Consider the following 22,780-nt stretch of genomic DNA (forward strand, 5'->3'; position numbering starts at 1 on the left):
GCTAAATCCCAATACAACGCGAAAGATTAAGGTACGACCAGCGTATCGCCGGCCTGGAGTTCATAATTGGTAGACATGTCGCGCCCGGAAATCAGGTCGCTGTAGTTAACAGGCAGCACCTGCTTGTTACGCACGACCTTGATGCCATCCTTGTCGGCGAATTTGTCGAGTCCACCGGCCATGCTCAATACCTGCAGCACTGCGGTCGGCCCTGCCAATTGCACTGAGCCGGGCTTGAGCACCTTGCCCTGTGCGTAGACGAGGTTGCCTTTGGGATCCCTGACGACAACGCTCACATTCGGATCGGGTATGAATTCTTCAAGCTTGTGGGCGATGACTTTTTCGACTGCCGGAGAATCGAGCCCTGCAACCTGGACCCGTCCTACCAGTGGAAAGGTAATGCTGCCATCGGGAAGTACGTGCACTTCCTCCTTGAGGGTTTCCTCACGCCAGACGGAAACGAAAATGACATCCCCGGGATTGAGCAGGTAGGCCGCGTTTTTTTCGTTGGCACTGGTAATGCTGGGCCAAACAGCCAGCGCGCAGAGCGCAGGTAACAATAAACGCAACATTGGGATCCCTCCGCCTAAGTAGCCTTGAAAGGAGTGTCACACAAAAACAGCGTCAAATCACCTTCTCGCACTACACCGTAAAGGCGTCGCGAGATGGCCATCTGATCGAACTTGTCGGCGGTCAATTTCATTCGTCACCCCGTACAATGAAATTTTATTATTTAACAAGGGCTTGGACTCACACCCAAGCCCTCGGCAAAGAGCATGTCAAATAACCTTGCAACTACTGTTCTATCGAAATGCCACCATCGACTCCCTCCCTGCAAGCTACTTGTTGTCCGGAATCAAATTTATATTCGGCACTACTAAAGAAAGATCAGTAACTTCCCGGATACCAACCTGACTTACTGTCGAAGCAAATTACTTGGCGCCAGAAGCGCAAGCCGAGACTTATACTTTGCGTCGATTGGCCACCACGACAAAACCAAACAACGCAGAAGAAAACAACCATACAACCGCAGAAATCGGCACTGCTTTCTGCTGAGTGGATATACCGTTGGATTCAATACTCCGGGCATCCGGATTAATCACGCTTTGATCACTTGACACTGACGCCATTAAACCGTCACCGGCAGGAACTTTGACACTTCCCGTAGAGCGTGATTCATGGGTGACACTATTGGATTTCGCAGATGGCGCACCCTCCAGATGGGTGTCGGCGACCACGGAAGCCACCTCACGCCCCTTGCCATAAGCAATGAGCCCGCTGCCTGAAGTCGCTTCAGGCGCTACACCAACCTGGGACTTCACGGCGTCGCGAGAGCTGTCCATGCGACTAGATTCATTGACAAAATTGCTCGCTTGCGCGTTAAAAGTTGCAGCACTACCAAGAACCATCACCACCAAAACGGATTTAATGACAACTGTCGGATGCATGGCATCGCCTCCCTGCGCAGAGGTCAGTTTTTTTGTCGGATGGAGGAATTTACTACCGGGTTAAATTGAGCCTATAAGCACATAGCCAGTACGTCAACAGCTCGTCACGATAATAAATCGAAATATAAAATCGGCGAGAACCGCGTCAAAATATCGCCACTTACGATGAACTTATCATCCGCAAATGGGCTGTATTCTCAAAAAAATGTGCAGTTTTACGTGTTGGCCCGCAGCGCCTTGTTCGCTCAAAAACTTTATTGTTATCTTTTCGAAAGTTAGCGATGTTTTTGAAAACAAACATCAAGAGGCCGGTGACCGCCAATGGCTCTGCGCGGTGCATAAGTTGCCTTGAAAGGCTGCATTTTTTCGCCAAACCGCTGACTTGCCCCGGCTCGTAATTGTGTACGCCCGCCAGATTCACCTTTTTGTACTCGGCGACAACCGTGACGGCGGAAAACCGGCGCGATTCATGTCGCACGATTGACCCTGCCTTCGGTCCCTCTGCGATCATTTGTCCGCATTCAAATCTGGCCGACGGCCCATTGAAGCTCCCGGTAGGCCTCGACCAATTGATCGAGGGTAAACGCGAGATTTCGTCCACTGGGATTGGGCAGCACCCACACCGCTGCATTACCGAAAGTCCTGGGTTGCAGCCCCCACGCCACCTCTCGCTGCGCCGAGAGCGCGCAATACGCGGCCTTCCCGAGAAACGCGACATAGCGTGGCGCATAGTGCGTGATCTTTTGTTCGAACGTCGCTGCGCCAGCGGCAAACTCCTGTCGCGACAGCTGATCCGCCCGTGCCGTCGGGCGCTCGACCACCGCCGTCAAGCCGCACCGATACTGCAGGATCGTTCGGTCGTTCTCCGGGCGCAGCTCCCGGGGCGTGAATCCGGCCAGATGCAGTGTGCGCCAGAAGCGATTGCCTCTACCGGCAAAATGATGCCCCTGGGCGGCGGCAGTCAGCCCCGGATTGATACCGCAAAAAACCACCGCAAGTCCTTCGGCCAGGATGTCCTGGAGTCCTTCACCCACCACCCTGTCACTCGCCACAGATGACATTGACCGCGTTGCGCGCAAGTTCGGTCAATTCAGCCCGGGACTTGCCCGCCCGTGCGCGAATCGAAATGCTGTGCAGCAGCGACGATGCGAGCACTGCCAGCGCGCCGGCGTCGACATCGCCCTTCAATTCACCGGACTCGACGGCAGTGCGCAGACGCACTTCCAGATCGGCATCCAGCCGGCTGAGCCGGTCCGATAGCACCTCGCGTATTTCAGGGTCCTCCACCGCCTCGGTGGTTGCCGTACCAATGGCAAAACAGCCACGCGGCTGGCCTTCGCCCGAGAAATAGATCGACAACTGCCCTTCATAGAAACGCATCAACGCCTGGTTCAGGGTCAGTGACTTGTCATTGAGCGCAGCCTGCATGTCGGCTGCGGCAAATTCCCAATATTGCTCCAGCGCCTTGATGTACAGCGCGTGTTTGTCGCCGAACGCCGCATAGAGGCTGGGGCGATTCATGCCGGCAGCCGTGGCGATGCTGTCCAGGGAAGCACCGGAATAGCCGGTACTCCAGAACACCCCCAGCGCTTGTTGCAGGGCGGTCTGCGGGTCGTATGCGCGTGGCCGGCCGCGGCCTTTGCCTTCTGTCGATTTATTTTGTGCCATGTCGTACAAAATCCTTGCAGGAAGGTGAATGAGGGGATATTTTTACACCATCGCACAAAATTAAGGAACCACAAATTCCTTGGTCCATGTTTGTTCAAGCGAAGCTCGAATCGGGTGCTGCAGCGACGAAACAGAGGCGGCGGAGCGACCCTCCTCACCGCCCAGGGTTTGCTTTCTCACAACATTTATCAACGTCGGGGCCAGGCGACCGTGCAGGCCCGAACTCCCGGTTAAAGGTGTATTCGATCATGACTAAACAGTTCGACATCCCGGCTTCGCAGACCTTCGAGGCCCAATCGCCCATCAAGAAACCGCTCAAGGAAAAACTGCGGCCCTGGCTGATGGTGGGTGTACCCGCCCTCATCGCGTCTGCAGGCTACGCGCACTATGTTGCCGGCGAGGCTTTCGTCAGCACTGACAATGCCTACGCCCGTGTGGCCAAGGCTTCGATCAATGCCAGGATTTCCGGGCAAGTCGTGGAGATCGCTGTCGAGGACAATCAGCAGGTGCACAAGGGCCAGGTGCTGTTCCGCATCGATCCCCAGCCGCTGCAGATCGCGATCGATCGTGCCGAAGCCCAGTTGAATGTCGCGCGGCTGCGCATCGATGGCCTCAAGGCCAGCTATCGCCAGCAGCAGGCGGAGTTGCAATCGGCCAAAGAGTCGGCGGACTTCGACCAGAAGGAGTTCGCCCGCAAGAAAGCCCTGATCGCCACCGAATTCGTTTCCCGGGCGATTTACGAGCGCGCGGAAACCGACCTCAAAATTTCCCGGCAGCACATTGCTTCTATAGAACAGCAGATCGCCAGCACCGTCGTGGCCCTGAACGGCAACCCGAACATCGATGTCGATAGCCACCCGGCGGTCCGCGAAGCCAGGGCGCAGCTCGATGAAGCGCAACTGCACCTTTCTTACGCCACCGTCCAGGCGCCGGCCGACGGCATCGTCGCCAAGGTCGACGACTTGCAGGTCGGCAACTTCCTCAACAACGGCGCGCCGGCCTTCGCGCTGATTTCCGATCACGAAATCTGGGTCGAGGCCAACTTTCGCGAAACCCAGGTCACGCACATGCGCCCGGGCCAGGAAGCGACCATCAGCATCGACACCTACCCCGACCGCGTATTCAAGGCCCATGTCACCAGCATGAGCCCCGGTGCCGGATCGGATTTCTCCCTGCTGCCACCGGAAAACGCCACGGGCAACTGGGTCAAGGTGGTCCAGCGGGTGCCGGTTCGCCTGGAACTGGATGACGCGGACCCGGCCATACAGCTTTTCTCGGGCACCAGCGCAACAGTGAAGGTCGACACCGGCCATCGCTCGCCCTGGTGGTACCCACTCAAATCCTTGTTGACCGCGGGTAACTCGTGATGAACGCCCATTCGGCTGCAACCCCCGGCTCCGACGCTGCACGCTCGTTGCGGTTGGCCGTACTGCTGGCGACTTACATGCAGTCGGCGAACCTGCCGCTTCCGAACGCGGTGCTCAGGCTGATTCAAGGCACCCTGTCGATGACCGATGACCAGGCCGGCTGGATTTTCACCGCCTACCTGGCGGCGAGCGCCATCACCACGCCTGTCGCCCAGTGGCTGGCCGCACGCTTTGGCGTCAAGCGCGTGTATCTGAGCGCGCTGGCGGTCTTCATGTTCGGATTGTGGCTCGCCACGCTGGCCGAAACGCCGCAGGAGTTCATCGGCGCACGCATTGTCCAGGGCCTGGCCAGTGGTGTGCTGGCGCCCCTGTCGATGGCGATCGCCATGGAAACGCTGGTGCCCGAGAAGCGCATGAAGTTCGGTGCGACCTTCACGGCCATTGTGCTCCTGGGCATCGCCACCGGCCCGAGTATCGGCGGCTGGATCGCCGAGCACTTCGACTGGCGTCCGATCTTCTACGTGAGCTTGCCGTTGTCGGCGTACATCTTCCTCATCGTGGCGTTACTGCTTGCCGAGAAAAAAGCCGACAAGGCGCCGTCGTTCGACTTCTTCGGCTTCGGCAGCTTCACCCTGGGTTTGATGAGCCTGCAAATCCTGCTCGACCGCGGTGAACGCATGGACTGGTTCGACTCACCGGAGATCTGGATTGAGGCACTGGCCTGTGGCCTGGGTCTGTACCTGTTCATCGTGCATGTACTGACTCGCAAGGTGCACTTCCTGAACAAAAGCCTGCTCGCCGATCGCAACTTCGTGCTGTCGACGATCATCTTCTTCGCCATCGGTTTCGTGCTGCTGTCGACCATGGCACTGACGTCACCGATGCTCGACGAAATTCTCGGCTACCCGCCGGACACCACCGGTGCCATGACCCTGCCGCGCGGTGCGGGCATGGTCGGCGCATTCCTGCTGATGGGCCGAATTCCGGAGCGTTTCGACCGCCGGTTTTTCGTGGCGGCGGGAGTCGGTGCGGTGATCTTCGCCAACTGGCTGATGCTCGGCTTTTCACCGCTGATGGACTGGTCGCCCGTAGCGATTGCCGGCGCCATCCAGGGGATCGGCATCGGCATGTCGATGGCGGCGCTGGCCAAGGTGGCGTTCAGCACACTCGCTCCCCCGCTGCGCCCGGAAGGCACTGGCATTTTCAATTTGTTGCGTGTGTACGGCAGCACCCTGGGCGTGGCGGTTGTGCAGATTTACTTCTTCAACAACACCCAGGCGATGCACCTGGCGCTGGCCAGCAACGTAACGCCCTTCAGCGCCGCGGCGCGTTTCGGTACAGCCTCCTTACCGCTGCCGACGGTGGAAGGGCTTAACCACCTGATCACCCACCAGGCGGCGTTTGTCGCCGTGATCGATCAGTTCAAGATTTTGATGGTGGCGATGCTGGTGGTCAGCCCGCTGATTGTCTTTCTTCGCAAACCCGTTGCGACCAACTAGTTTTCGTGGAGTCTGCCAAATGAAATCCAGTCAACGTTTCCAAACGCCTATTACAGCCAAACTCAGCGCATTGTCGGTACTGGTGTTTCTTTCCGCCTGCACCGTCGGTCCCGACTTCCAGTCCCCGGCGGCGAGCGCGTCACAACATTACGACCCACAGGCCGAGCAGCGCCTTGGCCAGGGCAGCGAGCAGCGCATTACGCTCGGCAGCAAAGTCAGCGGTCAATGGTGGTCAAGCTTGCGCTCGCCCAAACTCGACCAGCTCATGCACCGCGCCATCGACGGCAACCTTGAACTGATCGCCGCCGACGCGACCATTCGCCAGGCGGCCTCGTCCGTGGCCGCGGCGCAAGGTGCGCTGTACCCGCAGGTGGACTTCGGCGCCACTGCCGGCCGCGAACGGGTCCACAACGCCAAGGAGCCTTCCGTCAACAACTTCTATGCGATCGGCCCACGGGTCGGTTTCGACCTGGACGTGTTCGGTGGCAACAAGCGCCAGATCGAAGAGCAACAAGCCTTCAGCGATCTGCAAAAACACCGTTACGAAGCGGCGTACCTGACCCTGACCGGCAACGTTGCCAGCCAGGCCTTGCTGGTGGCCTCGGCGAACGCGCAGATGCAGGCCGTGGAAAAACTGTTGGCCAACGACGCGAAAAACCTCGAACTGGTACGCGCGGCGCACCTCAACGGCACTACCACACAGATCGATGTTTCCCTGGCCGAGACACGCCTGGCCCAGGACCGCACGCTGTTGCCGCCCCTGGCTCAGCAGCGCGATGCGGCCCGCCATGCGCTGTCGATCCTGACGGGCAAGGGCCCCGGCGACTGGACCGCGCCGGACTTCGACCTGGCCGAGTTCACCTTGCCGGCCAACGTACCTGTCAGCCTGCCCTCCGAATTGGCCCATGATCGTCCGGACGTGCGCCAGGCCGAAGCGCAGCTGCACATCGCCAGCGCCGCCGTGGGCGTGGCGACCGCCAATCTCTACCCGCGCGTGACGCTGTCGGCCTCCCTGGCCCAGGCGGCATCGGGCAATGGTGGCGCGGCGCTGTGGGGCTTCGCGGCGGGAATCGCCGGCCCCATTTTCAACGGCGGCACCCTCAAGGCCGAACGCCAGGCGGCTGTCGAGGGTTACAACGCAACGCTCGCCGGTTACCAGCAGACCGTCATCAGTTCGTTCGGCCAGGTCGCCGACACGCTGCAGGCCATCAACCATGACGCCGAAGAACATCGTGCGCAGGACGACGCGCTGCGTGCCGCCGAAACCAGCTTTCACCTGAACCAGCAAGCCTATGCCCAGGGCGAGAACAGCATCCTCCAGGTACTGGAGGCCGAACGCGCCTACGAGCAAGCCTTGCTCGGCAACATCCGCGTGAAGACTGCGCAGTATCTGGACACGGTGCAGTTGTTCGTGGCCCTGGGCGGCAACAGTGCCGGTGTGTTCGAGCAACGCCTGGCCAGCAGCGAAACCCGCAACACCGCCTATCAATAATTTTTTTCAGTACCTGATCAGCCAATGGCCACTTGCGCACCCGCGTCAGTGGCCCCGCAGAGTGGAGCCAATACATGTCATACGAAGCCTTTCACGACGAACTTCGCGAAACGAAATTTCCGCTGAACAACGGTTCCGGACAGATGCCCGCCGTTGGCTTCGGCACCCTGTTCAAGGACCTGAGCGTGACCACCCAGGCGATCACCCTGGCGCTGGAAACCGGCTTCCGCCATTTCGATTGCGCCGAACGCTATCGCAACGAAGAAGCCGTCGGCGTTGCCCTGCAAGCGTTCATGGACGCGGGCAACGCACGCCGCGAAGAGCTGTTCATCACCACCAAACTGTGGAACACCAACCATCGCCCCGAGCGCGTTTTACCGGCCTTCGAAGCCAGTTGCCGCCGGCTTCAGGTCGATTACATCGATTGTTATCTGATCCACACGCCCTTTGCCTTCGAACCCGGTGACGATCAGGACCCCAGGGATGTTTTCGGCCATGTGCGTTATGACTCGGGCGTGACGCTGATCGACACCTGGCGGGCGCTCGAAGGTCTGGTGGATGCAGGCCGCTGCAAGTCCATCGGCTTGTCCGATATCACCCTGGAGGCATTGAAAGAGATTGTCGCCGTGGCGCGGATCAAACCGGCGGTTGTGCAGGTCGAGTCCCACCCTTACCTGCCGGAGTGGGAACTGCTCGAATTTTGCCAACAGCACGGCATCGTCGTTCTGGCCTTCGCCCCGCTCGGGCATGGCATGGAACCCAACGTGCTGGAGGAACCGGTGATCACTGGCATCGCCCGGCGCTTGCAAAAGACCCCGGCGCAGGTGGCGCTGGCCTGGGCGGTACAACGCGGCGTGGCGTTCCTGACCACGTCGGCGACACTGAGCCACATCCGCGAAAACATCGACATTTCGACCCTGCCCCATCGGGCCATGCAGGAAATCCGGCAAGACATCACGACCCGGATACGCTTCAACTCGGTGGTCGAAACCGGGGTTCCCGGCTTTATCCCGCGCAAGATCTGAACCTCGTCACCGGAGCGGCCCGCCATGGCGCCGCTCCTTTTTCGGAGTCGGCCGCTCAGTCCCCGGGCCACTCCTGTCATGTTTGACGTGTCCCTTGAGGTGAAAACGATGGACGTTTTCCAGACCATGCGGTTTTTCACGGCGGTGGCCCAAAGCGGCAGTTTCACGGCGGCAGCCGGGCTGCTGGAGACCACCACGACCAATGTGTCCAAGGCGATATCGAGCCTGGAAACGCGGTTGCAGACCCGTCTGATCAACCGTACGACAAGGCGCCTGGCCCTGACCGAGGCTGGCGTGCGCTACTTGCAACGCTGCGAGAAGATTCTGCAAGAGGTGCGCGAAGCGGAACAGGAAGCAGGCACCGCCCAGATCACGCCGGTGGGGCGTCTGAAGATCCACGCGATGTCGGCCATTGGCAATCATTACGTGATCGACGCCATTGCCAAATACCGCGAGACTCATCCGTCAGTCATGTTCGATCTGACCCTGACCAACCGACTGCCCGATTTGCTGGAGGAAGGCTTTGACATGTCGATCGTGCTGGCGCGGGACCTGCCCGACTCCGGGTTTGTCGCCCAGCGACTCGGCATCACCTACAGCATTCTCTGTGCCTCGCCGACGTACTTGCAGCGACGCGGAACGCCGGACACGCCGGGCGACCTGAGTACACATGATTGCCTCAGGCTCGTGAACACGGTCATGCCGGTGGAAAGCTGGGTGTTCGAAGGGCCGCAGGGCATGGAGACCGTCAACACGCCGGTGTCGCCCTTCCACGTCAATACCGCCGATGCCATGACCGTCGCCATTACACAGGGCATGGGGATCGGCATTCAGCCGATTGCGTCCGCCGTTGCAGGCCTCAAGGCCGGAACGCTGGTGCGGGTATTGCCGCAGTACCATTTCGAAGAGCTGAACCTGTTTGCCATCTACCCTTCGCGAAAATTCGTCGATGCGAAAATAAAAACCTGGGTGGAGTTTCTCAAGGACTGCATTCCCGGGTTGTTGGCCAGCGATGAAAAAATGGCCGGTTCATCAAGGAACATCAACGGCCTTTAGACGCCTTCTGTGCCGCCCGGTTGGAGTGTCGACCCTCCACCTTCGGCACAGTGTTCAACCGTTCGAGCAACCGGTGCCCAATACCTGATACTGCAGGGTATGCCGTTGACCCTGCGAATCTTCATAGGTCATCTGCGCCGACACCGGACCGCACTCTGGCGGAACATCCGTCACGGAAATGACTTTCTTGATGTCCAGTTCCGAACCATAGCGATAGGTTTCGATGGGCGGCTTGTTGGCCTGTGTCTTTGCATGGCTTTCTTCGGCAAGGGCCTGGGTGCCGATACAACCGAGTGCAAGGAAAATCGCGATTGTCGAAATCTTCATGGGGTTCACCGTCTCGTTCAAGGTGGCTTGTTTGCACCTCGCAAACCAATGGCTTTGGTTCGTTCGGTAGAGACGATGCTAGGTGTTTGGTCCGGCGCGAAAAATCGTCCGGATGGACAAACACTGTTAACGAAATGCATATGAATACTGTGGGAGCGAGCCTGCTCCGGGCGGCGTTCCGACGATGGCCGTCAACGATAACGCGCTGTCACGGCAGGAACGCGGCGCATTCGAAAACATCGTCGGTGCGCCGCGCGGAGCGACCTAGCTCCTGTGCGTGACAGGACTTTCTTCAGTTCAAACGAGCTTGACCACAACATTGATGTTATTGCGCGTTGCCTTGGAGTACGGGCAGTACTTGTGCCCGGTTTCCACCAGTTTCTGTGCAGTTTCGCGATCCAGTCCCGGCAGGCTCACGTTGAGTCGCGCCTGCAGCAGATAGCCACCTTCATTGGTGCCCAGGTCGACTTCGGTGTCGACGGCCACATCCTTGGGCAGTGCAACCTTCATTTCCTTGGCCGCCACGCCCATCGCGCCGATGAAGCAGGCGGACCAGCCAGCAGCGAACAGTTGTTCCGGATTGGTGCCACCACCGCCCGCGCCGGGGGACGACAACTTGATGTCCAGAATGCCGTCGGAGCTGCGCGAAGCGCCATCCCGGCCGCCGGTGGTGTGCGTCTTGGCGGTGTACAGAACTTTATCGAGCTGGGTCATGATGATCTCCTGATTGAAATGGGGTTCACAAAATTCAGGTGAATCAGCTTTTAACTGTCGTTCGCGTCCCGGCAGGGACCAACCGATAGCGGCTGCCGGACCGGGTTATCACTATAGACGGCGTGGCACGACAAGGTGCCCGATCCCGACAAAGGTCACTGCATTGATTTCGCTGCCGCCATCGCGGGCAAGCCCGCTCCCACGGGTTCAATGGCGTTCGCGTGATTTGCGTTCAACGCGGTCACTGTGGGAGCGGGCTTGCCCGCGATGGCGTCGCCCCTTACTTGCGCGCCAGCTTGTACTTCACACAGTCGTTGTAAAAACTCTCGCGAACAGCCTCAGGCTTGAATCGCGTGGGGCTGTCGTAGGTCTGCTCGGTAATCCCCATTGCCATCATGCGCATCCATGGCTTGGAAAACTTGTAGGCCTGGATTTTCTGTCGCGCGGCATACAGTGAAACGCCGGACAACTTGAGCTCCTGTGCCCTTGCCGCCGTCCCCGCGCCCCAACTGCACATGTAACGATCATTGGGCATCAGTTCCCTGGCCTGGGCAGTAACTGCAAGGCCTGCAACGCTGAGCGAGGCCAGCGCGACCCAAACATTACGCATTTTTCACTTCACCTAACCGACTGAAATTCAAGCGATTCTGGCGACAGGCGAGACGTCCGGGGGCCAGCATAATGCCTTGATTGCAAAACCCCGCCCCGGCAGGCGAACGGGAGGCCTTGGCTTGCGGCATGACAATCCTTTGCTATAGCTAACCCTCACTTGTGCCACACAGTGAGGCAAACCCATGGCCGTCGCGAAAAAGATGAGCGTTGGACAACTGACCATGCTGACCGCCGTCAACATGTTGGGCTCGGGCATTGTGTTGTTGCCGTCGAAACTGGCCGAAGTGGGCGCCATTTCCATTCTGTCCTGGCTGGTGACCGCCACCGGCTCGCTGGCACTGGCCTATGCCTTTGCCCGTTGCGGCATGCTCAGCCGCAAAACCGGCGGCATGGGCGGTTATGCCGAATACACCTTCGGCAAGGCCGGCAACTACCTGACCAACTACACCTATGGCCTGTCGCTGTTGATTGCCAACGTGGCGATCAGCATTACGGCGGTGGGCTACACCCAGGAGTTGTTTCACATTCACCTGGATTCAATACAGGTGGGGCTCGCGACCATTGCGCTGTTGTGGCTGACCACCTTCGCCAACTTCGGTGGCGCACGCATTACCGGCCGGATCGGCGCGGTCACGGTCTGGGGTGTGATTGCACCGGTGGTGCTGGTGTCGACCGTTGGCTGGTTCTGGTTCGACAGCAGCATCTATGCCGCCGGCTGGAACCCCCATGGCAGGGGCTGGTTCGAAGCGGCGAACGCGTCGGTCGCCATTACCCTGTGGGCGTTCCTGGGTCTGGAGTCGGCCTGCGCCAACACCGATGCCGTGGAAAACCCCGAAAAGAACGTGCCCATCGCCGTGCTGGGCGGCACCCTTGGCGCGGCCGTGATCTACATCGTGTCCACCAACGTCATTGCCGGCATCGTCGACAATCCCGAGCTGGCGGCTTCCACCGCGCCATTCGGGCTGGTCTTCGCCAAGATGTTCACCCCGCTGATCGGTGACATCGTGATGGGCCTGATGGTACTGGCCTGCATCGGCTCATTGCTGGGTTGGCAGTTCACCATCGCCCAGGTGTACAAAAGCTCGGCGGATACCGGTTATTTCCTGTCGGTCTTCGCCATCACCAACAAGGCCGGTACACCCATTGTGGGCATGCTGGTGTTGCTGGCCGCACAGACCGCACTGGCCTTGCTGACCATCAGTCCGGACCTGAGCAAGCAATTCGACATCCTGGTCAACCTGGCGGTGGTCACCAACCTGGTGCCGTACATCCTGTCCATGGCAGCCCTGATGACGCTGCAGAAGGTCTCCAGTGTGCCGCCCGCCAAGGCGCTGATGACCAACATCGTCGCCTGGGTGGCGGCGGCCTACAGCTATCTGGCGCTGTTCAGCTCCGGCGAGCAGGCGCTGATGCTCGGCGGCCTGGCGACGATTTTCGGCTTCACGGTATTCGGTTTCGTCAACAACCGCCTGATTCGTCTCGAAGCCCTCAATAACAGCGTACCGACGCAGACCGTCAACGCGCAGCACCTCACTGCCGAGCCGGTCCCGGCCCATAAAGTGCGTTACGTAAAAAGGGAGATCCAGGCATGACGGAACACAGTCAAACCCTCGGCAAGCTGGCGCTGCTGGTCTGCGACTCACCCGACAATCGCAGCGTTTTCGGTCGTGCCCTGAACCAGTTGATCAGCGATGTGGAAGAGCGTGCCATTCGGGTCCTGGCCTCGGACAGCCTCAGTGACGCCAACTCGATCCTGCGCGCCGACCCGGCCATTCAATGTGTGTTGCTCAGTTGGGAAATGGACACCAGCGAAGGCCACCAGCAATGCCTGAAACTGCTGACCAGCCTGCGCGAACGCAACACGCGCGTACCGGTGTTCCTGATCAGTGACCGCAGCACCGTGTCGAGCATTCCGCTGTCGGTCATGCAGCACGCAGACGACTTCATCTGGCTGCCCGAAGACACCAGCCGCTTCCTCAGTGGACGTATCCTGGCGGCCATCGAGCGTTATCGCCAGGCTGCCCTTCCACCCATGTTCGGTGCACTGCTGAAGTTCTCACGCACCTATGAATACTCCTGGCACACCCCCGGCCATGCCGGTGGCACTGCATTCTTGAAGAGCACCGCCGGGCGCGCGTTCTATGAGTTCTTCGGCGAAAACCTGCTGCGTTCGGACCTGTCGATTTCCGTCGGCGAGCTGGGCTCGTTGCTCGATCACAGCGGTCCTATCGGTCAGGGCGAACGGTATGCCGCCAGGATCTTCGGCGCACATCGCACCTATTACGTCACCAACGGTTCGTCGACCTCCAACCGCGTCATCCTGATGGCCAGTGTCACGCGCAACCAGATCGCCCTGTGCGACCGCAATTGCCACAAATCGGCGGAACACTCGATGACCCTGTCCGGCGCCATCCCCACCTATCTGGTGCCGACACGCAACCGCTACGGCATCATCGGCCCCATCCTGCCGCAGACCCTGGCCAGCGAAGCGGTGAAAACAGCCATCGCCAACAACCCGCTGGTCACGCCCGACATCGATCCAACGCCGGTCCACGCCATCATTACCAACTCCACCTACGATGGCCTGACCTACAACGTCACCCGTGTCGAGCAGTTGCTCGGCCAGAGCGTCGACCGTCTGCATTTCGATGAAGCCTGGTACGGTTATGCGCGCTTCAACCCCTTGTATCGCGAGCGCTTCGCCATGCATGGCAGCCCGGACGAGCATGATGATTCCAGGCCGACCGTGTTCGCCACGCAATCGACCCACAAGTTGCTGGCGGCGCTGTCCCAGGCCTCGATGATTCACGTACGCAATGGTCGCAACCCGATCGATCATGCACGATTCAACGAGTCGTTCATGATGCACGCCTCGACCTCGCCCAATTACGCAATCATGGCCTCCTGCGATGTCAGCTCGGCCATGATGGAAGCCCCCAGCGGGCAGATTCTCACCGGCGAATCCATCGAAGAAGCGGTGTCCTTCCGCCAGGTCATCTCGCGCATGCACCACCAGATGCAGAGCAACGGCGACTGGTTCTTCACCTGCTGGCAGCCACCGACCGTGCACGTGGACAATGCCCAGGTCCCCTTCCACGAAGTGGACCCGGTGCGGCTCAAGACCGAGCCGAACTGCTGGGTCCTGCACCCGAACGAGGTCTGGCACGGCTTCGGCGACATCGAGGACGGCTACTGCATGCTGGACCCGATCAAGGTCTCGGTGCTCAGCCCCGGTATGGGCGACGACGGCAACCTGCTGGACTCGGGCATCCCGGCGTGCGTGCTGTCGGCGTACCTGGGCCGTCAGGGCATCGTCGTCGAGAAAACCACGGACTTCACCCTCCTGTTCCTGTTCTCCATCGGCATCACCAAAGGCAAATGGGGCACGCTGGTCAACGCCCTGCTCGACTTCAAGCGCGACTATGACGCCAACCTCGAACTGGAGCTGTGCCTGCCGGACCTGCTGGCCGCCAACCAGGCACGGTACGCCGGCATGGGCCTCAAGAACCTGGCGGACGACATCTTCGCCGCAATGAAGACACACAAGACCACCGCCACCATGGCCCAGGCATTCGGCCTGCTCCCCACAGCCGTACTCAGTCCGGTGCAGGCCTACGAAAAACTGGTGCGCAACGACATCGAACGGGTGACGCTCGATCAAGCCGCCGGACGCGTCGTCGCCACGGGCATCGTGCCCTATCCGCCTGGCATTCCCTTGTTGATGCCGGGGGAAAACGCAGGACCTGCGCACGGGCCCTTCCTGGCCTACCTCAAAGCTTTGGAAGCGTTCGACAAATCCTTTCCGGGCTTTACCCATGACACCCATGGCATCGAAGCCGAGGGCGGGGTCTATCGATTGCTGGTCATCAAATAGAGGTTCAAGAGCAAGCCTGTGTGGGCGGGATTGCTTGCTCACACATTGGGATGGGGAACAGCCGCAAAATCGGGTTGGCTGTCTGGTCGCCATCGCTGGCAAGCCAGCTCCCACATTTTTGGGCGCAGAACTACGTTGTAGGAGCCAGGCTTGCCGGCGAAGGCGTACCTGAGATCGCCTTCGCCGGCAAGCCTGGCTCCTACAGTGGTATGAGTAAACCCGCGAAAATCAAATCGGCTGTCAGGCCGCCATCGTCGGATGGCCGCCTGGAGCAGGTCCAATGGCCAATGAATCACCTATGGGCAAACCCAACCACCACGCTCTATGATTGAACACCATGACCCACTCTGCGCCGATCCGCCAACCCTGCCCGCCCGGTGCCTGCGATTGCGGGCGCGACCCGTTGCTGGAAACACCGGGGGCGGACGTGCGCATCCTGTTTCTGACCCGTGCGGAAGAAAAGCGCCTGATCGAACGCCTGGAGAACCTTTCCAGCTTCAAGGACCTTGAGCACCTGCAGCGGCGGATGTTCGAGCAACTGGGCATCCGCGTCGACATAGCGCCTGGCTTCAACGAAGTGCGGACCCTGCGCGGCATTGGTATCCAGGTCGGCGAACTGCCGGGACTGTGCCGCAAAACCCGTGCATCGATCCCGGCTGCCATCCGCCGTGCCATGGAAAAGCGCCCGGAAATTCTCTACGACGTGCTCAACGCCAACGACCTGCTGCGTGATGCATGATGAGCCCACTTCTGGAATTCCCCGTCACCGACGAAATACTCACTTCGTTCGCGCTGGCCATCGGCAACGATCTGCAGGGTTACCGCAATCACATCTATCGGGTGCTCAATTTCTACTGCGCACTGCGCGGCAGCCAAACCCTGCCCGATGAAGCCGTACAGATCGCGGCGGGGTTTCATGACCTGGGCATCTGGACCGACAACACCCTCGACTACCTGCCACCTTCGATCAGTCTGGCCGCGGATTATCTGGACACGCGGCACCGCCAGGACCTGAAGGACGAAGTCACTGCCCTGATTCTGGAACACCACAAGGTGCGACCTTACCGATCCATGTACGCGGCAACCGTCGAGCCGTTCAGGCAAGCCGATCTGGTCGATGTATCCCTGGGACTGGTGCGTTTCGGCCTGTCGGGAACATTCATCAAGGCCGTGCAATCGAGCTTTCCCGATCACGGCTTTCACGCGATGTTGATCCGGCTTTCCATGCGGCAATTGATCCGCTCCCCACTGCGTCCCCTGCCCATGTTTCGGTGGTGAAACAGGCAAGCACCGACCATCGCCAAAACCCCTGGCAAGAGGATCAGCGGTCGTACAGGCCGTGCAGCATGCTGCTATGCCTTCACTTGGGAGTTGTCGCTGCATGCCAGAAGGGACCGAACTGGAAACCGTGCGCGAGCCTGGCCCCGGTGCCAGCCAGGCACGCCTGGAAAATCGGGCGCCAATGAGCAACAGGAGGTGGCCGATGTTATTCATCGTCAGTTGGTCGATCAGCCCGGATAACCGCAACGCTGCAATCGAGCGTTTTCTCAAGACAAAGGGAGCGCCACCCGCGGGCGTCACGATGAAGGGACGCTGGCACGCTGTCGGTGGCTCGGCGGGTTTCGGCATTGCCGAGGCCAGTGATGTGATACCGATCCAGAAATGGGTGCTGGAGTGGAGCGATCTCATGAACATGGAGGTCCACGCGGCATTGACCGACGAACAGATGGCACCGCTGCTGGCAGGTGCTGCCGGCAGATAATCCGCCACAAGACGGCGGGCCCCGCTCGCCGTCTTTTCTCACGCTGCAAGGGCCGATTGCCCTTCACCATTGAAGCAATTGCGCAGGTTATGGGGCAGTTTCTGGCTTTTTGGTGATTAAAACCTACGCTCTTCTCCCGGGAGACAACGAATTTGATGCACCCTCGGGGGGAGTAACGTCATGTCGCCAAAACTGTCTGTCTTGCCCGCCGCTACCTTGCTCACCCTGTGCTGTCAGCAGGCCTTTGCAGGCGGCATCATGCTCTATGAAATCGGCACCGATAACGCCGGCCTCGCCAACGCCGGTGCCGCGGCCCGGGCCCAGGGTCCCTCGACGATTGCCAGCAATCCGGCGGGCATGAGTTACCTGTCGGGCACACAGATCACCGCCGGTTTGCAAGTACTCTACGGCAACCTCAAGTTCGATCGCGACGACGATACCAATGTGTCGGGCACCGGTGCCGGCAATGCCCTGGACCCGATCCCCGGCGGCAGCTTTTTCATCACCCATGAACTGGACGATCACTGGAGCGTAGGTTTCGGCCAGTACGGCGACTTCGGTCTGGCGGTCAATTACGACAACGACTGGTCGGGGCGCTACTTCTCACAAAACTCCAGCCTGCTCGGTTTGTCCCTGGTGCCCAGCGTGGCTTATCGCTTCAACGAGCAATGGTCGGTGGGCCTGGGCGTCAAGGCCATGTACGGCATGCTGCAAGCGCAAACCGCCATCGACCGCTCACCCTTTGGCCTGGCCGACCGCGGTGACGGCCAATACAAGTACGAGGACGGCGCCTGGGGCTGGGGCGCCAACGTCGGGGTGATCTATGCACCCCAGCCCGGGACGCGTATCGGCCTGACCTATACCAGCAAAGTCGATCTGAACTTTGAAGATAACCTGAGCGTCAAGGGCGACGGCCCGTTGCTGGACCGCCTCAATGGCACTAAAACCAAGCTCGACACGACGGTGCCGCAAACCCTCACCTTGAGCCTGTTCCAGCAACTGGACCCGCAATGGGCCTTGTTGGCATCGGCCAACTGGCAGGACTGGTCGGAGTTCGGGCAAATCGGTGTTCAGGTCGACACCACCGCATTGGGTGCGCAATCGAAATCGGTCGACGCCGGCTTCAAGGACACCTGGCATCTGTCCCTTGGCGCGCAATACCAGGCCACCAAACAACTGCTGTGGAATTTCGGCATGGCCTACGACAGCAGTGCCGTCACGGACAAAAATCGCAGCGTTCTCATTCCGATGGGTGAATCCTGGCGCATTGCGACAGGCGCCACCTATGCTCTGAACAAGGACACCGACGTCAACGTCAGTTGGGCCATGGTCTGGCTTGGCGACATGCCGGTCGACCAGACCAAATCCACCTCGGGCAATCGAATCAGCGGTCAGTTCGACAATGCCTGGATTCAAGCACTGACCGGAAACATGACATGGCGCTTCTGAAACCTGCCGACGAAACAATGATTTTATCCAAGGAGCACACAGCACTATGAACCTGTCCCGAAACTTGCTCATCGGCGCCGCATTGACCGGGCTCCTGCTCGGCGGATGCACCTCCAAAGTGACCGAGAAGGAGCAATACTCCGGCTATCTGTCCAACTACAACAACCTGCAGGAAGTCACCACGCCCAGCGGCGGTACCGCGATGCGCTGGGTGAGCCCGTCGTGGAACCCCAATGCGTATGACACGGTGGCGTTCAACAAGCTTGAACTCTATCCGGCACCCAAACCCAACGAGCGGGTCAACCAGCAGACGCTCAATGACATCCAGAACTACATGACCAACCGGGCGAAAACGACGCTGGGACAGAAGTACCGGGTGGTTTCCAGCCCGAGCGCGGCGCCGGCCGGTGCGAAAACCTTGATCATGCGCGCGGCCATCACGGGTGTGAGCGCCTCGAACGAAGGCATGAAGTGGTATGAAGTGGTGCCCATCGCCGCTGTCGTCGGGGCCACCCAGGCTGCCACCGGGCATCGGGATCAGGACACCGAACTGTATATCGAGGCCGAATTCATCGACGCGAAAAACAACCAGACCGTGGCCAGGGTTGTGCGCAAGGTGTTCGGCAAGCAACTGTCGAACGAAAGCCAGAAAGTCACCGCGCAGGACTTCAAGGCGGCGATCGACAAACTGAACTCTGACCTCCAGACGTTCATCAAGTAAGGGCCAAAGCCCTATGACAGCCTGCGCACATGGCGCAGGCTGTCATGAAAAACACGCTCTATTTCATACCATCCGCCGCCGCATCTCGGCGGTGTTCGTCTGTCGGGTCTTCTTCAATTCCATTGGCATGGGCCGCCCCGGACAGACGGCCCGGGCTGTGCCATTCAGTGGACGCTCAAAGGCTTACAATTTGCCGGTGCTGCTTTATTCGCGGAGATCCGTCATGCGCACGATTCACGTCCTTAAGGCGCCTGCACCGCCGGTCAACGTCGTTGGCGAGGCAATCACGGTCCTTGCCGGAGGCGACTTGAGCAAGCCTTTCGAAATGCATATTCAGGAAGGCGTGCAAGGTGGCGGCCCACCCCCGCACTTTCACCCCTGGGACGAGGCGTTCTATGTGATCGACGGCCAGGTCGAAGTGACCGTCGAAGGCAAATCCACCACCGTATCGGCCGGGGGATACGTGCACATTCCGGCCGGGACCGTGCATGCCTACAAAAACGTCAGCAGCACCGCGAAGATGATCGGTGTGGTTTCCGATCCGCGTGGTGGCCAGTTCTTTACCGCGATGGATCAACTCAAGGTACCGCAGGACCTGACGCGGATATTCGAGGTGGCCGAGCGTTATGACGTGACGTTCCTGATACCGAAGCCGGACGGTACATCAACCGGTTGACCGCGTTATCGTTTTTCGCGAGCAGGGCTCGCTCCCACAAGGGAAATGGTTTCGATGCGGGAGCAAGCCCTGCTCGCGATAGCGCAAGACCGGACACTGAATGTCTGGGCTACGCGCTCAAACAGCACCGCCCCTGGCCTGTTGCTCCAGGTGCACTTGCAAATCGGGATCGATATTCAACGCCGCCGCCAGTTCGTCCAGGTAATTGCGTTCGTCACCCTGCTGATCGCCCACCACCATCAGACTGGCCAGGTACATTTCGGCGGCCATCCCTGAGTCGGTCGCCGACTGCGCCACCTCGGCGGGGTCCAGCGGTTTGGCGACTTCATCATCGAGCCACTGCTGCAATTGCGGATCATCGGTATGGCGGCCAATTTCAGCGCTGATCATCTGTTTCTCGGCGTCGTCGATCCGGCCATCGGCCTTGGCCGCCGCGATCAGTGCACGCAGGATCGCATGGCTGTGCTCCTCGACCTCGGGGCCGGCGAGCATGTCCACCGTGCGCACCGCCTGCCGTGGCGCCGACTGTTGCTGGGCAGCCTGACTGCTTTGCCAGGCCTGATACGCCTGGAACGCCATCATCCCCAGCGATGCCAGTGCGGCATAGTTGGCGCCGCCGGAACGGCCCTGCGGCATGCCGCCCATCGAGGAGCCACCGCCCAGCAAGCCACCAAGCAAACCGCCCAGCCCTCCCATTGCCCCCGAGCCTGCGCTGGAACCGCCACCCCCGCCCAACAGGCCGCCGAGCAATCCGCCCAGATCGCCCAGGCCGCCTTGAGACGACATCCCCGCGCCGCCCTGTTGCGACATCGAGCCTTGGCCGGCCCGCAGTAATTGTTCGAGCAGATCGCTGGTGTTCATGACGACGTCCTCCTCCAAGGGAATGATCCGGTCAGACAACGATAGTCCTCGCCTGCAATTGTGCTACCACCGTTTGGCCGACATGCCGGTACGCGAAGACACCGATATTTGCGCAGTCTTTTGCTGCGACGCAGCTAAGATTGTTAGGTGGTGAACCTTCTTCCCGCAGACCCGGTCGATACCTGCAACCCGACCCGGCCTGTCGGCGCCCTCGATGCCGAAGGCGATGACTGGCAGCTTCATTTTCCGGAGAATGCTCCCGTGATGATATCGACGCTACACATCGCCAGGCTCAAGGCATGGGGAGCCCATGGATTTACCGCGACCGGCGTGGTCACGGCCTTCCTGGCGACGCTCGCCCTGCTCGATAACCAGCCGACCACGTGCCTGCTGTGGCTGGGCGTGGCCCTGATCGTCGACGGGCTGGACGGTGCGCTGGCGCGCAAGGTCAACGTGCAATCGGTGCTGCCGAGCTTCGACGGCTCGATCCTCGATCTGGTCATCGACTACCTGACCTACGTGTTCATTCCAGCGCTGTTCATTTATCGCTATGTCCCGTTGCCGGACTACACGCTATTGCTGACCGTGTCGCTGATTCTGGTGTCCTCGCTGTTCTGTTTCTGCAACGTCAACATGAAAAGCAAGGACAACTATTTCCAGGGTTTCCCCGCCGCATGGAACGTGGTTGCACTGTGCCTGTACATCATTGCGCCATCGCCGTGGATCACTTTTGTAACAGTGATCGGCCTGGCGCTGCTGACCCTGACCCGGATGAAATTCCTGCACCCCTTCCGCGTACGCCGCTTCATGCCGATCAATATTGCCGTGACCGCCATCTGGTTGCTGTGCAGCCTGTCGCTGGTGATCAACCACCCGGTCATCAACCCGTTGGTGATGGGGCTCTGGCTGCTGATGTCGGCGTACTTTCTGGGGATCTGCTTCTGGCGTACCGCCCTGGAGTGGTTCGACGAAGCGAGGCACAGATAGCGCCATGCCGATCCGTATCGTGCAACTGGGCTCTCCCCGGCTACCCGATGAAGGCCTGCGCCTGGGCACCGTGCGCCGCCCGCCCCGCGGCGTGCCGAAAGCGGAGTTCGCCACGCGTGATTTCTATGATGTGTGGCAACCGCTGCTGTCGCCCAGCGCCGAACTGGTGGCCCAGGCCCAGGTCGCTGCGGACGACAAGGCGTGGAATGCCTTCAAGCGCAAATTCAAGGCCGAAATGAACCACCCCGCCGCCAGCCAGTTGCTCGACCTGCTGGCTGCACTCTCGCACGACACCTCGCTGGCAGTGGGTTGTTACTGTGAAGAGGAAGCGCGCTGTCACCGCTCGGTGTTGCGCGAACTGCTGGAGGCGCGGGGCGCGAAAATCATCTAGACCACCGCTCCCACAGAGGGAAGGTGTTGTAGGTCATCGCCGGGTGATCACCACCTCCAGGTATTCGCTGGGCACCACCAGCGACCGCTCCCCCGCCCGGTTCACGCGGTTGAGCAATTGGGTCATGTCATCTTCCAGGGCCTTGGCACCGTCCGGCGGCAACGCGGCAAACGCCTTGTGCATCGGGCCGTACCAGCTGCGGAACGTGTCGATGAAATGCCCGGCGCTGCGATAGCGAAAGGTGAAGGTCTTGCGAGCCACCTGGATCAGGAAATCACGCTCGTCGAAATGCGAATGCAGCCAGGCTTCCGTACCCCATTGCGACGGCGATTGCGCCCCCGCTGGCGGTGGCATGTGTTGGCCCAGGGTCTTGAACATCTGACCGACGAAACCTTCCGGGGTCCAGTTGGCCAGGCCGATGCGCCCGCCGGGCCGGCAAACCCGCGCCAGTTCGGCGGCCGCCCTGGACTGGTCCGGCGTAAACATCACGCCGAAGGTCGAGAGCACGGCATCGAAACTGGCGTCGGCAAAAGGCAACAATTCGGCGTCGGCCACCTGAAACGTCACATTGAGACGCTCAGCCCTCGCCCGGTCTTCGCCGCGTTCGAGCAGCGCGGCGACATAATCGGTCGAGATGACAAGGCAGCCCCGGCGTGCCGCAGCCAGTGTCGCATTACCGTTGCCGGCCGCGACGTCGAGCACCTGCTCATCGCACAGCAAGTCGCAGGCTTCGGCCAGTTGCTCGCCGACGATCTGCAGCGTGGTGCCGATAACGGCGTAGTCGCCGCTGGCCCAGGCAGCCATTTGACGGTTTTTCAAGGCAACAAGATCGATGGGTGTACTCATGAACT

At 60.2% G+C, this 22,780-nt stretch carries 25 protein-coding genes; 15 read left to right on the forward strand and 10 right to left on the reverse strand.

Going from position 1 to position 22,780, the window contains the following annotated elements:
• Window positions 1–26 precede the first annotated feature (26 nt).
• The 5 genes from ACQKP2_RS00680 to ACQKP2_RS00700 form a co-directional block, all read right to left on the reverse strand.
• Window positions 27–572, reverse strand: coding sequence for a polysaccharide biosynthesis/export family protein (locus tag ACQKP2_RS00680; RefSeq protein WP_427573560.1), 546 nt, complete (start codon window positions 570–572; stop codon window positions 27–29).
• A gap of 390 nt (window positions 573–962) precedes the next feature.
• Window positions 963–1,448 carry a hypothetical protein gene (locus tag ACQKP2_RS00685; RefSeq protein WP_427573561.1) on the reverse strand — a complete coding sequence of 162 codons (486 nt, stop codon included), beginning with the start codon at window positions 1,446–1,448 and terminating at the stop codon, window positions 963–965.
• Between the two features lie 160 nt (window positions 1,449–1,608).
• The gene (locus tag ACQKP2_RS00690; protein WP_427573562.1) at window positions 1,609–1,926 is read right to left on the reverse strand and encodes a hypothetical protein; all 318 of its coding nucleotides are present in this window, start codon (window positions 1,924–1,926) and stop codon (window positions 1,609–1,611) included.
• Between the two features lie 43 nt (window positions 1,927–1,969).
• Entirely contained in the window at window positions 1,970–2,482 is a 513-nt protein-coding gene (gene mug / locus ACQKP2_RS00695) for a G/U mismatch-specific DNA glycosylase (protein WP_427573564.1), read from the reverse strand.
• 7 nt (window positions 2,483–2,489) lie between these two features.
• The gene (locus tag ACQKP2_RS00700; RefSeq protein WP_427573566.1) at window positions 2,490–3,116 is read right to left on the reverse strand and encodes a TetR/AcrR family transcriptional regulator; all 627 of its coding nucleotides are present in this window, start codon (window positions 3,114–3,116) and stop codon (window positions 2,490–2,492) included.
• A 248-nt stretch (window positions 3,117–3,364) separates the two neighbouring features.
• Here ACQKP2_RS00700 and ACQKP2_RS00705 point away from each other — a divergent pair, with 248 nt between their 5' ends.
• The 5 genes from ACQKP2_RS00705 to ACQKP2_RS00725 all read left to right on the forward strand — a co-directional run bounded on the left by ACQKP2_RS00705 (window position 3,365) and on the right by ACQKP2_RS00725 (window position 9,555).
• Complete coding sequence (locus tag ACQKP2_RS00705) at window positions 3,365–4,483, forward strand: HlyD family secretion protein (protein WP_427573568.1); 1,119 nt, start codon at window positions 3,365–3,367, stop codon at window positions 4,481–4,483.
• Window positions 4,483–5,982, forward strand: a complete 1,500-nt coding sequence (locus tag ACQKP2_RS00710; protein ID WP_427573569.1) for a DHA2 family efflux MFS transporter permease subunit — start codon at window positions 4,483–4,485, stop codon at window positions 5,980–5,982. The genes ACQKP2_RS00705 and ACQKP2_RS00710 overlap by 1 nt, the downstream gene beginning before the upstream one ends.
• 19 nt (window positions 5,983–6,001) lie before the next feature.
• Window positions 6,002–7,474: an efflux transporter outer membrane subunit gene (locus tag ACQKP2_RS00715; protein WP_427573570.1), complete on the forward strand. Its 1,473-nt coding sequence runs from the start codon at window positions 6,002–6,004 to the stop codon at window positions 7,472–7,474.
• A 74-nt stretch (window positions 7,475–7,548) separates the two neighbouring features.
• Window positions 7,549–8,499: an aldo/keto reductase gene (locus tag ACQKP2_RS00720; protein ID WP_427573572.1), complete on the forward strand. Its 951-nt coding sequence runs from the start codon at window positions 7,549–7,551 to the stop codon at window positions 8,497–8,499.
• 108 nt (window positions 8,500–8,607) lie between these two features.
• On the forward strand, window positions 8,608–9,555 hold the full coding sequence (locus tag ACQKP2_RS00725) for a LysR family transcriptional regulator (RefSeq protein ID WP_427573573.1): 948 nt from the start codon (window positions 8,608–8,610) through the stop codon (window positions 9,553–9,555).
• Between the two features lie 54 nt (window positions 9,556–9,609).
• Here the strand turns inward: ACQKP2_RS00725 and ACQKP2_RS00730 are convergent, their stop codons facing one another.
• The 3 genes from ACQKP2_RS00730 to ACQKP2_RS00740 all read right to left on the reverse strand — a co-directional run bounded on the left by ACQKP2_RS00730 (window position 9,610) and on the right by ACQKP2_RS00740 (window position 11,206).
• Window positions 9,610–9,882 (reverse strand): DUF2790 domain-containing protein, encoded by a 273-nt coding sequence (locus ACQKP2_RS00730; protein WP_427573574.1) that lies wholly within the window; start codon window positions 9,880–9,882, stop codon window positions 9,610–9,612.
• Window positions 9,883–10,179: 297 nt separating this feature from the next.
• Window positions 10,180–10,596 (reverse strand): organic hydroperoxide resistance protein, encoded by a 417-nt coding sequence (locus ACQKP2_RS00735; protein WP_427573575.1) that lies wholly within the window; start codon window positions 10,594–10,596, stop codon window positions 10,180–10,182.
• Window positions 10,597–10,876: 280 nt separating this feature from the next.
• The gene (locus ACQKP2_RS00740) at window positions 10,877–11,206 is read right to left on the reverse strand and encodes a hypothetical protein (protein ID WP_427573577.1); all 330 of its coding nucleotides are present in this window, start codon (window positions 11,204–11,206) and stop codon (window positions 10,877–10,879) included.
• A 184-nt stretch (window positions 11,207–11,390) separates the two neighbouring features.
• Here ACQKP2_RS00740 and potE point away from each other — a divergent pair, with 184 nt between their 5' ends.
• The 8 genes from potE (at window position 11,391) to ACQKP2_RS00780 (ending at window position 19,690) form a co-directional block, all read left to right on the forward strand.
• Window positions 11,391–12,800 (forward strand): putrescine-ornithine antiporter, encoded by a 1,410-nt coding sequence (potE, locus tag ACQKP2_RS00745; protein ID WP_427573578.1) that lies wholly within the window; start codon window positions 11,391–11,393, stop codon window positions 12,798–12,800.
• The gene (locus tag ACQKP2_RS00750; protein WP_427573579.1) at window positions 12,797–15,082 is read left to right on the forward strand and encodes an Orn/Lys/Arg decarboxylase N-terminal domain-containing protein; all 2,286 of its coding nucleotides are present in this window, start codon (window positions 12,797–12,799) and stop codon (window positions 15,080–15,082) included. The genes potE and ACQKP2_RS00750 overlap by 4 nt, the downstream gene beginning before the upstream one ends.
• 337 nt (window positions 15,083–15,419) lie before the next feature.
• Window positions 15,420–15,821, forward strand: coding sequence for a hypothetical protein (locus tag ACQKP2_RS00755; RefSeq protein ID WP_427573581.1), 402 nt, complete (start codon window positions 15,420–15,422; stop codon window positions 15,819–15,821).
• Window positions 15,821–16,360, forward strand: a complete 540-nt coding sequence (locus ACQKP2_RS00760; protein ID WP_427573582.1) for a phosphohydrolase — start codon at window positions 15,821–15,823, stop codon at window positions 16,358–16,360. The genes ACQKP2_RS00755 and ACQKP2_RS00760 overlap by 1 nt, the downstream gene beginning before the upstream one ends.
• A gap of 205 nt (window positions 16,361–16,565) precedes the next feature.
• Complete coding sequence (locus ACQKP2_RS00765) at window positions 16,566–16,844, forward strand: DUF3303 domain-containing protein (protein ID WP_427573650.1); 279 nt, start codon at window positions 16,566–16,568, stop codon at window positions 16,842–16,844.
• Between the two features lie 180 nt (window positions 16,845–17,024).
• Window positions 17,025–18,293, forward strand: a complete 1,269-nt coding sequence (locus ACQKP2_RS00770; protein ID WP_427573584.1) for an OmpP1/FadL family transporter — start codon at window positions 17,025–17,027, stop codon at window positions 18,291–18,293.
• A 46-nt stretch (window positions 18,294–18,339) separates the two neighbouring features.
• Window positions 18,340–19,014: a DUF3313 domain-containing protein gene (locus ACQKP2_RS00775; RefSeq protein WP_427573586.1), complete on the forward strand. Its 675-nt coding sequence runs from the start codon at window positions 18,340–18,342 to the stop codon at window positions 19,012–19,014.
• Window positions 19,015–19,237: 223 nt separating this feature from the next.
• Window positions 19,238–19,690, forward strand: coding sequence for a cupin domain-containing protein (locus ACQKP2_RS00780; RefSeq protein WP_427573588.1), 453 nt, complete (start codon window positions 19,238–19,240; stop codon window positions 19,688–19,690).
• A gap of 117 nt (window positions 19,691–19,807) precedes the next feature.
• Here ACQKP2_RS00780 and ACQKP2_RS00785 read toward each other — a convergent pair whose 3' ends face one another.
• Window positions 19,808–20,551: a tellurite resistance TerB family protein gene (locus tag ACQKP2_RS00785; RefSeq protein ID WP_427573589.1), complete on the reverse strand. Its 744-nt coding sequence runs from the start codon at window positions 20,549–20,551 to the stop codon at window positions 19,808–19,810.
• 264 nt (window positions 20,552–20,815) lie between these two features.
• Here ACQKP2_RS00785 and pcsA point away from each other — a divergent pair, with 264 nt between their 5' ends.
• Window positions 20,816–21,538 carry a phosphatidylcholine synthase gene (pcsA, locus tag ACQKP2_RS00790; RefSeq protein WP_427573652.1) on the forward strand — a complete coding sequence of 241 codons (723 nt, stop codon included), beginning with the start codon at window positions 20,816–20,818 and terminating at the stop codon, window positions 21,536–21,538.
• A 4-nt stretch (window positions 21,539–21,542) separates the two neighbouring features.
• Complete coding sequence (locus ACQKP2_RS00795) at window positions 21,543–21,929, forward strand: DUF488 domain-containing protein (RefSeq protein WP_427573591.1); 387 nt, start codon at window positions 21,543–21,545, stop codon at window positions 21,927–21,929.
• Window positions 21,930–21,962: 33 nt separating this feature from the next.
• Here ACQKP2_RS00795 and ACQKP2_RS00800 read toward each other — a convergent pair whose 3' ends face one another.
• Window positions 21,963–22,775 carry a class I SAM-dependent methyltransferase gene (locus tag ACQKP2_RS00800; protein WP_427573592.1) on the reverse strand — a complete coding sequence of 271 codons (813 nt, stop codon included), beginning with the start codon at window positions 22,773–22,775 and terminating at the stop codon, window positions 21,963–21,965.
• Window positions 22,776–22,780: the final 5 nt, after the last annotated feature.

This window comes from Pseudomonas sp. NPDC089569 (assembly GCF_050280625.1).
In the GTDB taxonomy this organism is placed as follows: Bacteria; Pseudomonadota; Gammaproteobacteria; order Pseudomonadales; family Pseudomonadaceae; genus Aquipseudomonas.

Coding starts and splice junctions, on each gene's coding strand:
- ACQKP2_RS00680 (WP_427573560.1), bottom strand. CDS start 572: ATGTTGCGTTTATTGTTACCTGCGCTCTGCGCGCTGGCTGTTTGGCCC.
- ACQKP2_RS00685 (WP_427573561.1), bottom strand. CDS start 1,448: ATGCATCCGACAGTTGTCATTAAATCCGTTTTGGTGGTGATGGTTCTT.
- ACQKP2_RS00700 (WP_427573566.1), bottom strand. CDS start 3,116: ATGGCACAAAATAAATCGACAGAAGGCAAAGGCCGCGGCCGGCCACGC.
- ACQKP2_RS00705 (WP_427573568.1), top strand. CDS start 3,365: ATGACTAAACAGTTCGACATCCCGGCTTCGCAGACCTTCGAGGCCCAA.
- ACQKP2_RS00710 (WP_427573569.1), top strand. CDS start 4,483: ATGAACGCCCATTCGGCTGCAACCCCCGGCTCCGACGCTGCACGCTCG.
- ACQKP2_RS00715 (WP_427573570.1), top strand. CDS start 6,002: ATGAAATCCAGTCAACGTTTCCAAACGCCTATTACAGCCAAACTCAGC.
- ACQKP2_RS00720 (WP_427573572.1), top strand. CDS start 7,549: ATGTCATACGAAGCCTTTCACGACGAACTTCGCGAAACGAAATTTCCG.
- ACQKP2_RS00725 (WP_427573573.1), top strand. CDS start 8,608: ATGGACGTTTTCCAGACCATGCGGTTTTTCACGGCGGTGGCCCAAAGC.
- ACQKP2_RS00730 (WP_427573574.1), bottom strand. CDS start 9,882: ATGAAGATTTCGACAATCGCGATTTTCCTTGCACTCGGTTGTATCGGC.
- ACQKP2_RS00735 (WP_427573575.1), bottom strand. CDS start 10,596: ATGACCCAGCTCGATAAAGTTCTGTACACCGCCAAGACGCACACCACC.
- ACQKP2_RS00740 (WP_427573577.1), bottom strand. CDS start 11,206: ATGCGTAATGTTTGGGTCGCGCTGGCCTCGCTCAGCGTTGCAGGCCTT.
- potE (WP_427573578.1), top strand. CDS start 11,391: ATGGCCGTCGCGAAAAAGATGAGCGTTGGACAACTGACCATGCTGACC.
- ACQKP2_RS00750 (WP_427573579.1), top strand. CDS start 12,797: ATGACGGAACACAGTCAAACCCTCGGCAAGCTGGCGCTGCTGGTCTGC.
- ACQKP2_RS00755 (WP_427573581.1), top strand. CDS start 15,420: ATGACCCACTCTGCGCCGATCCGCCAACCCTGCCCGCCCGGTGCCTGC.
- ACQKP2_RS00760 (WP_427573582.1), top strand. CDS start 15,821: ATGAGCCCACTTCTGGAATTCCCCGTCACCGACGAAATACTCACTTCG.
- ACQKP2_RS00765 (WP_427573650.1), top strand. CDS start 16,566: ATGTTATTCATCGTCAGTTGGTCGATCAGCCCGGATAACCGCAACGCT.
- ACQKP2_RS00770 (WP_427573584.1), top strand. CDS start 17,025: ATGTCGCCAAAACTGTCTGTCTTGCCCGCCGCTACCTTGCTCACCCTG.
- ACQKP2_RS00775 (WP_427573586.1), top strand. CDS start 18,340: ATGAACCTGTCCCGAAACTTGCTCATCGGCGCCGCATTGACCGGGCTC.
- ACQKP2_RS00780 (WP_427573588.1), top strand. CDS start 19,238: ATGCGCACGATTCACGTCCTTAAGGCGCCTGCACCGCCGGTCAACGTC.
- ACQKP2_RS00785 (WP_427573589.1), bottom strand. CDS start 20,551: ATGAACACCAGCGATCTGCTCGAACAATTACTGCGGGCCGGCCAAGGC.
- pcsA (WP_427573652.1), top strand. CDS start 20,816: ATGATATCGACGCTACACATCGCCAGGCTCAAGGCATGGGGAGCCCAT.
- ACQKP2_RS00795 (WP_427573591.1), top strand. CDS start 21,543: ATGCCGATCCGTATCGTGCAACTGGGCTCTCCCCGGCTACCCGATGAA.
- ACQKP2_RS00800 (WP_427573592.1), bottom strand. CDS start 22,775: ATGAGTACACCCATCGATCTTGTTGCCTTGAAAAACCGTCAAATGGCT.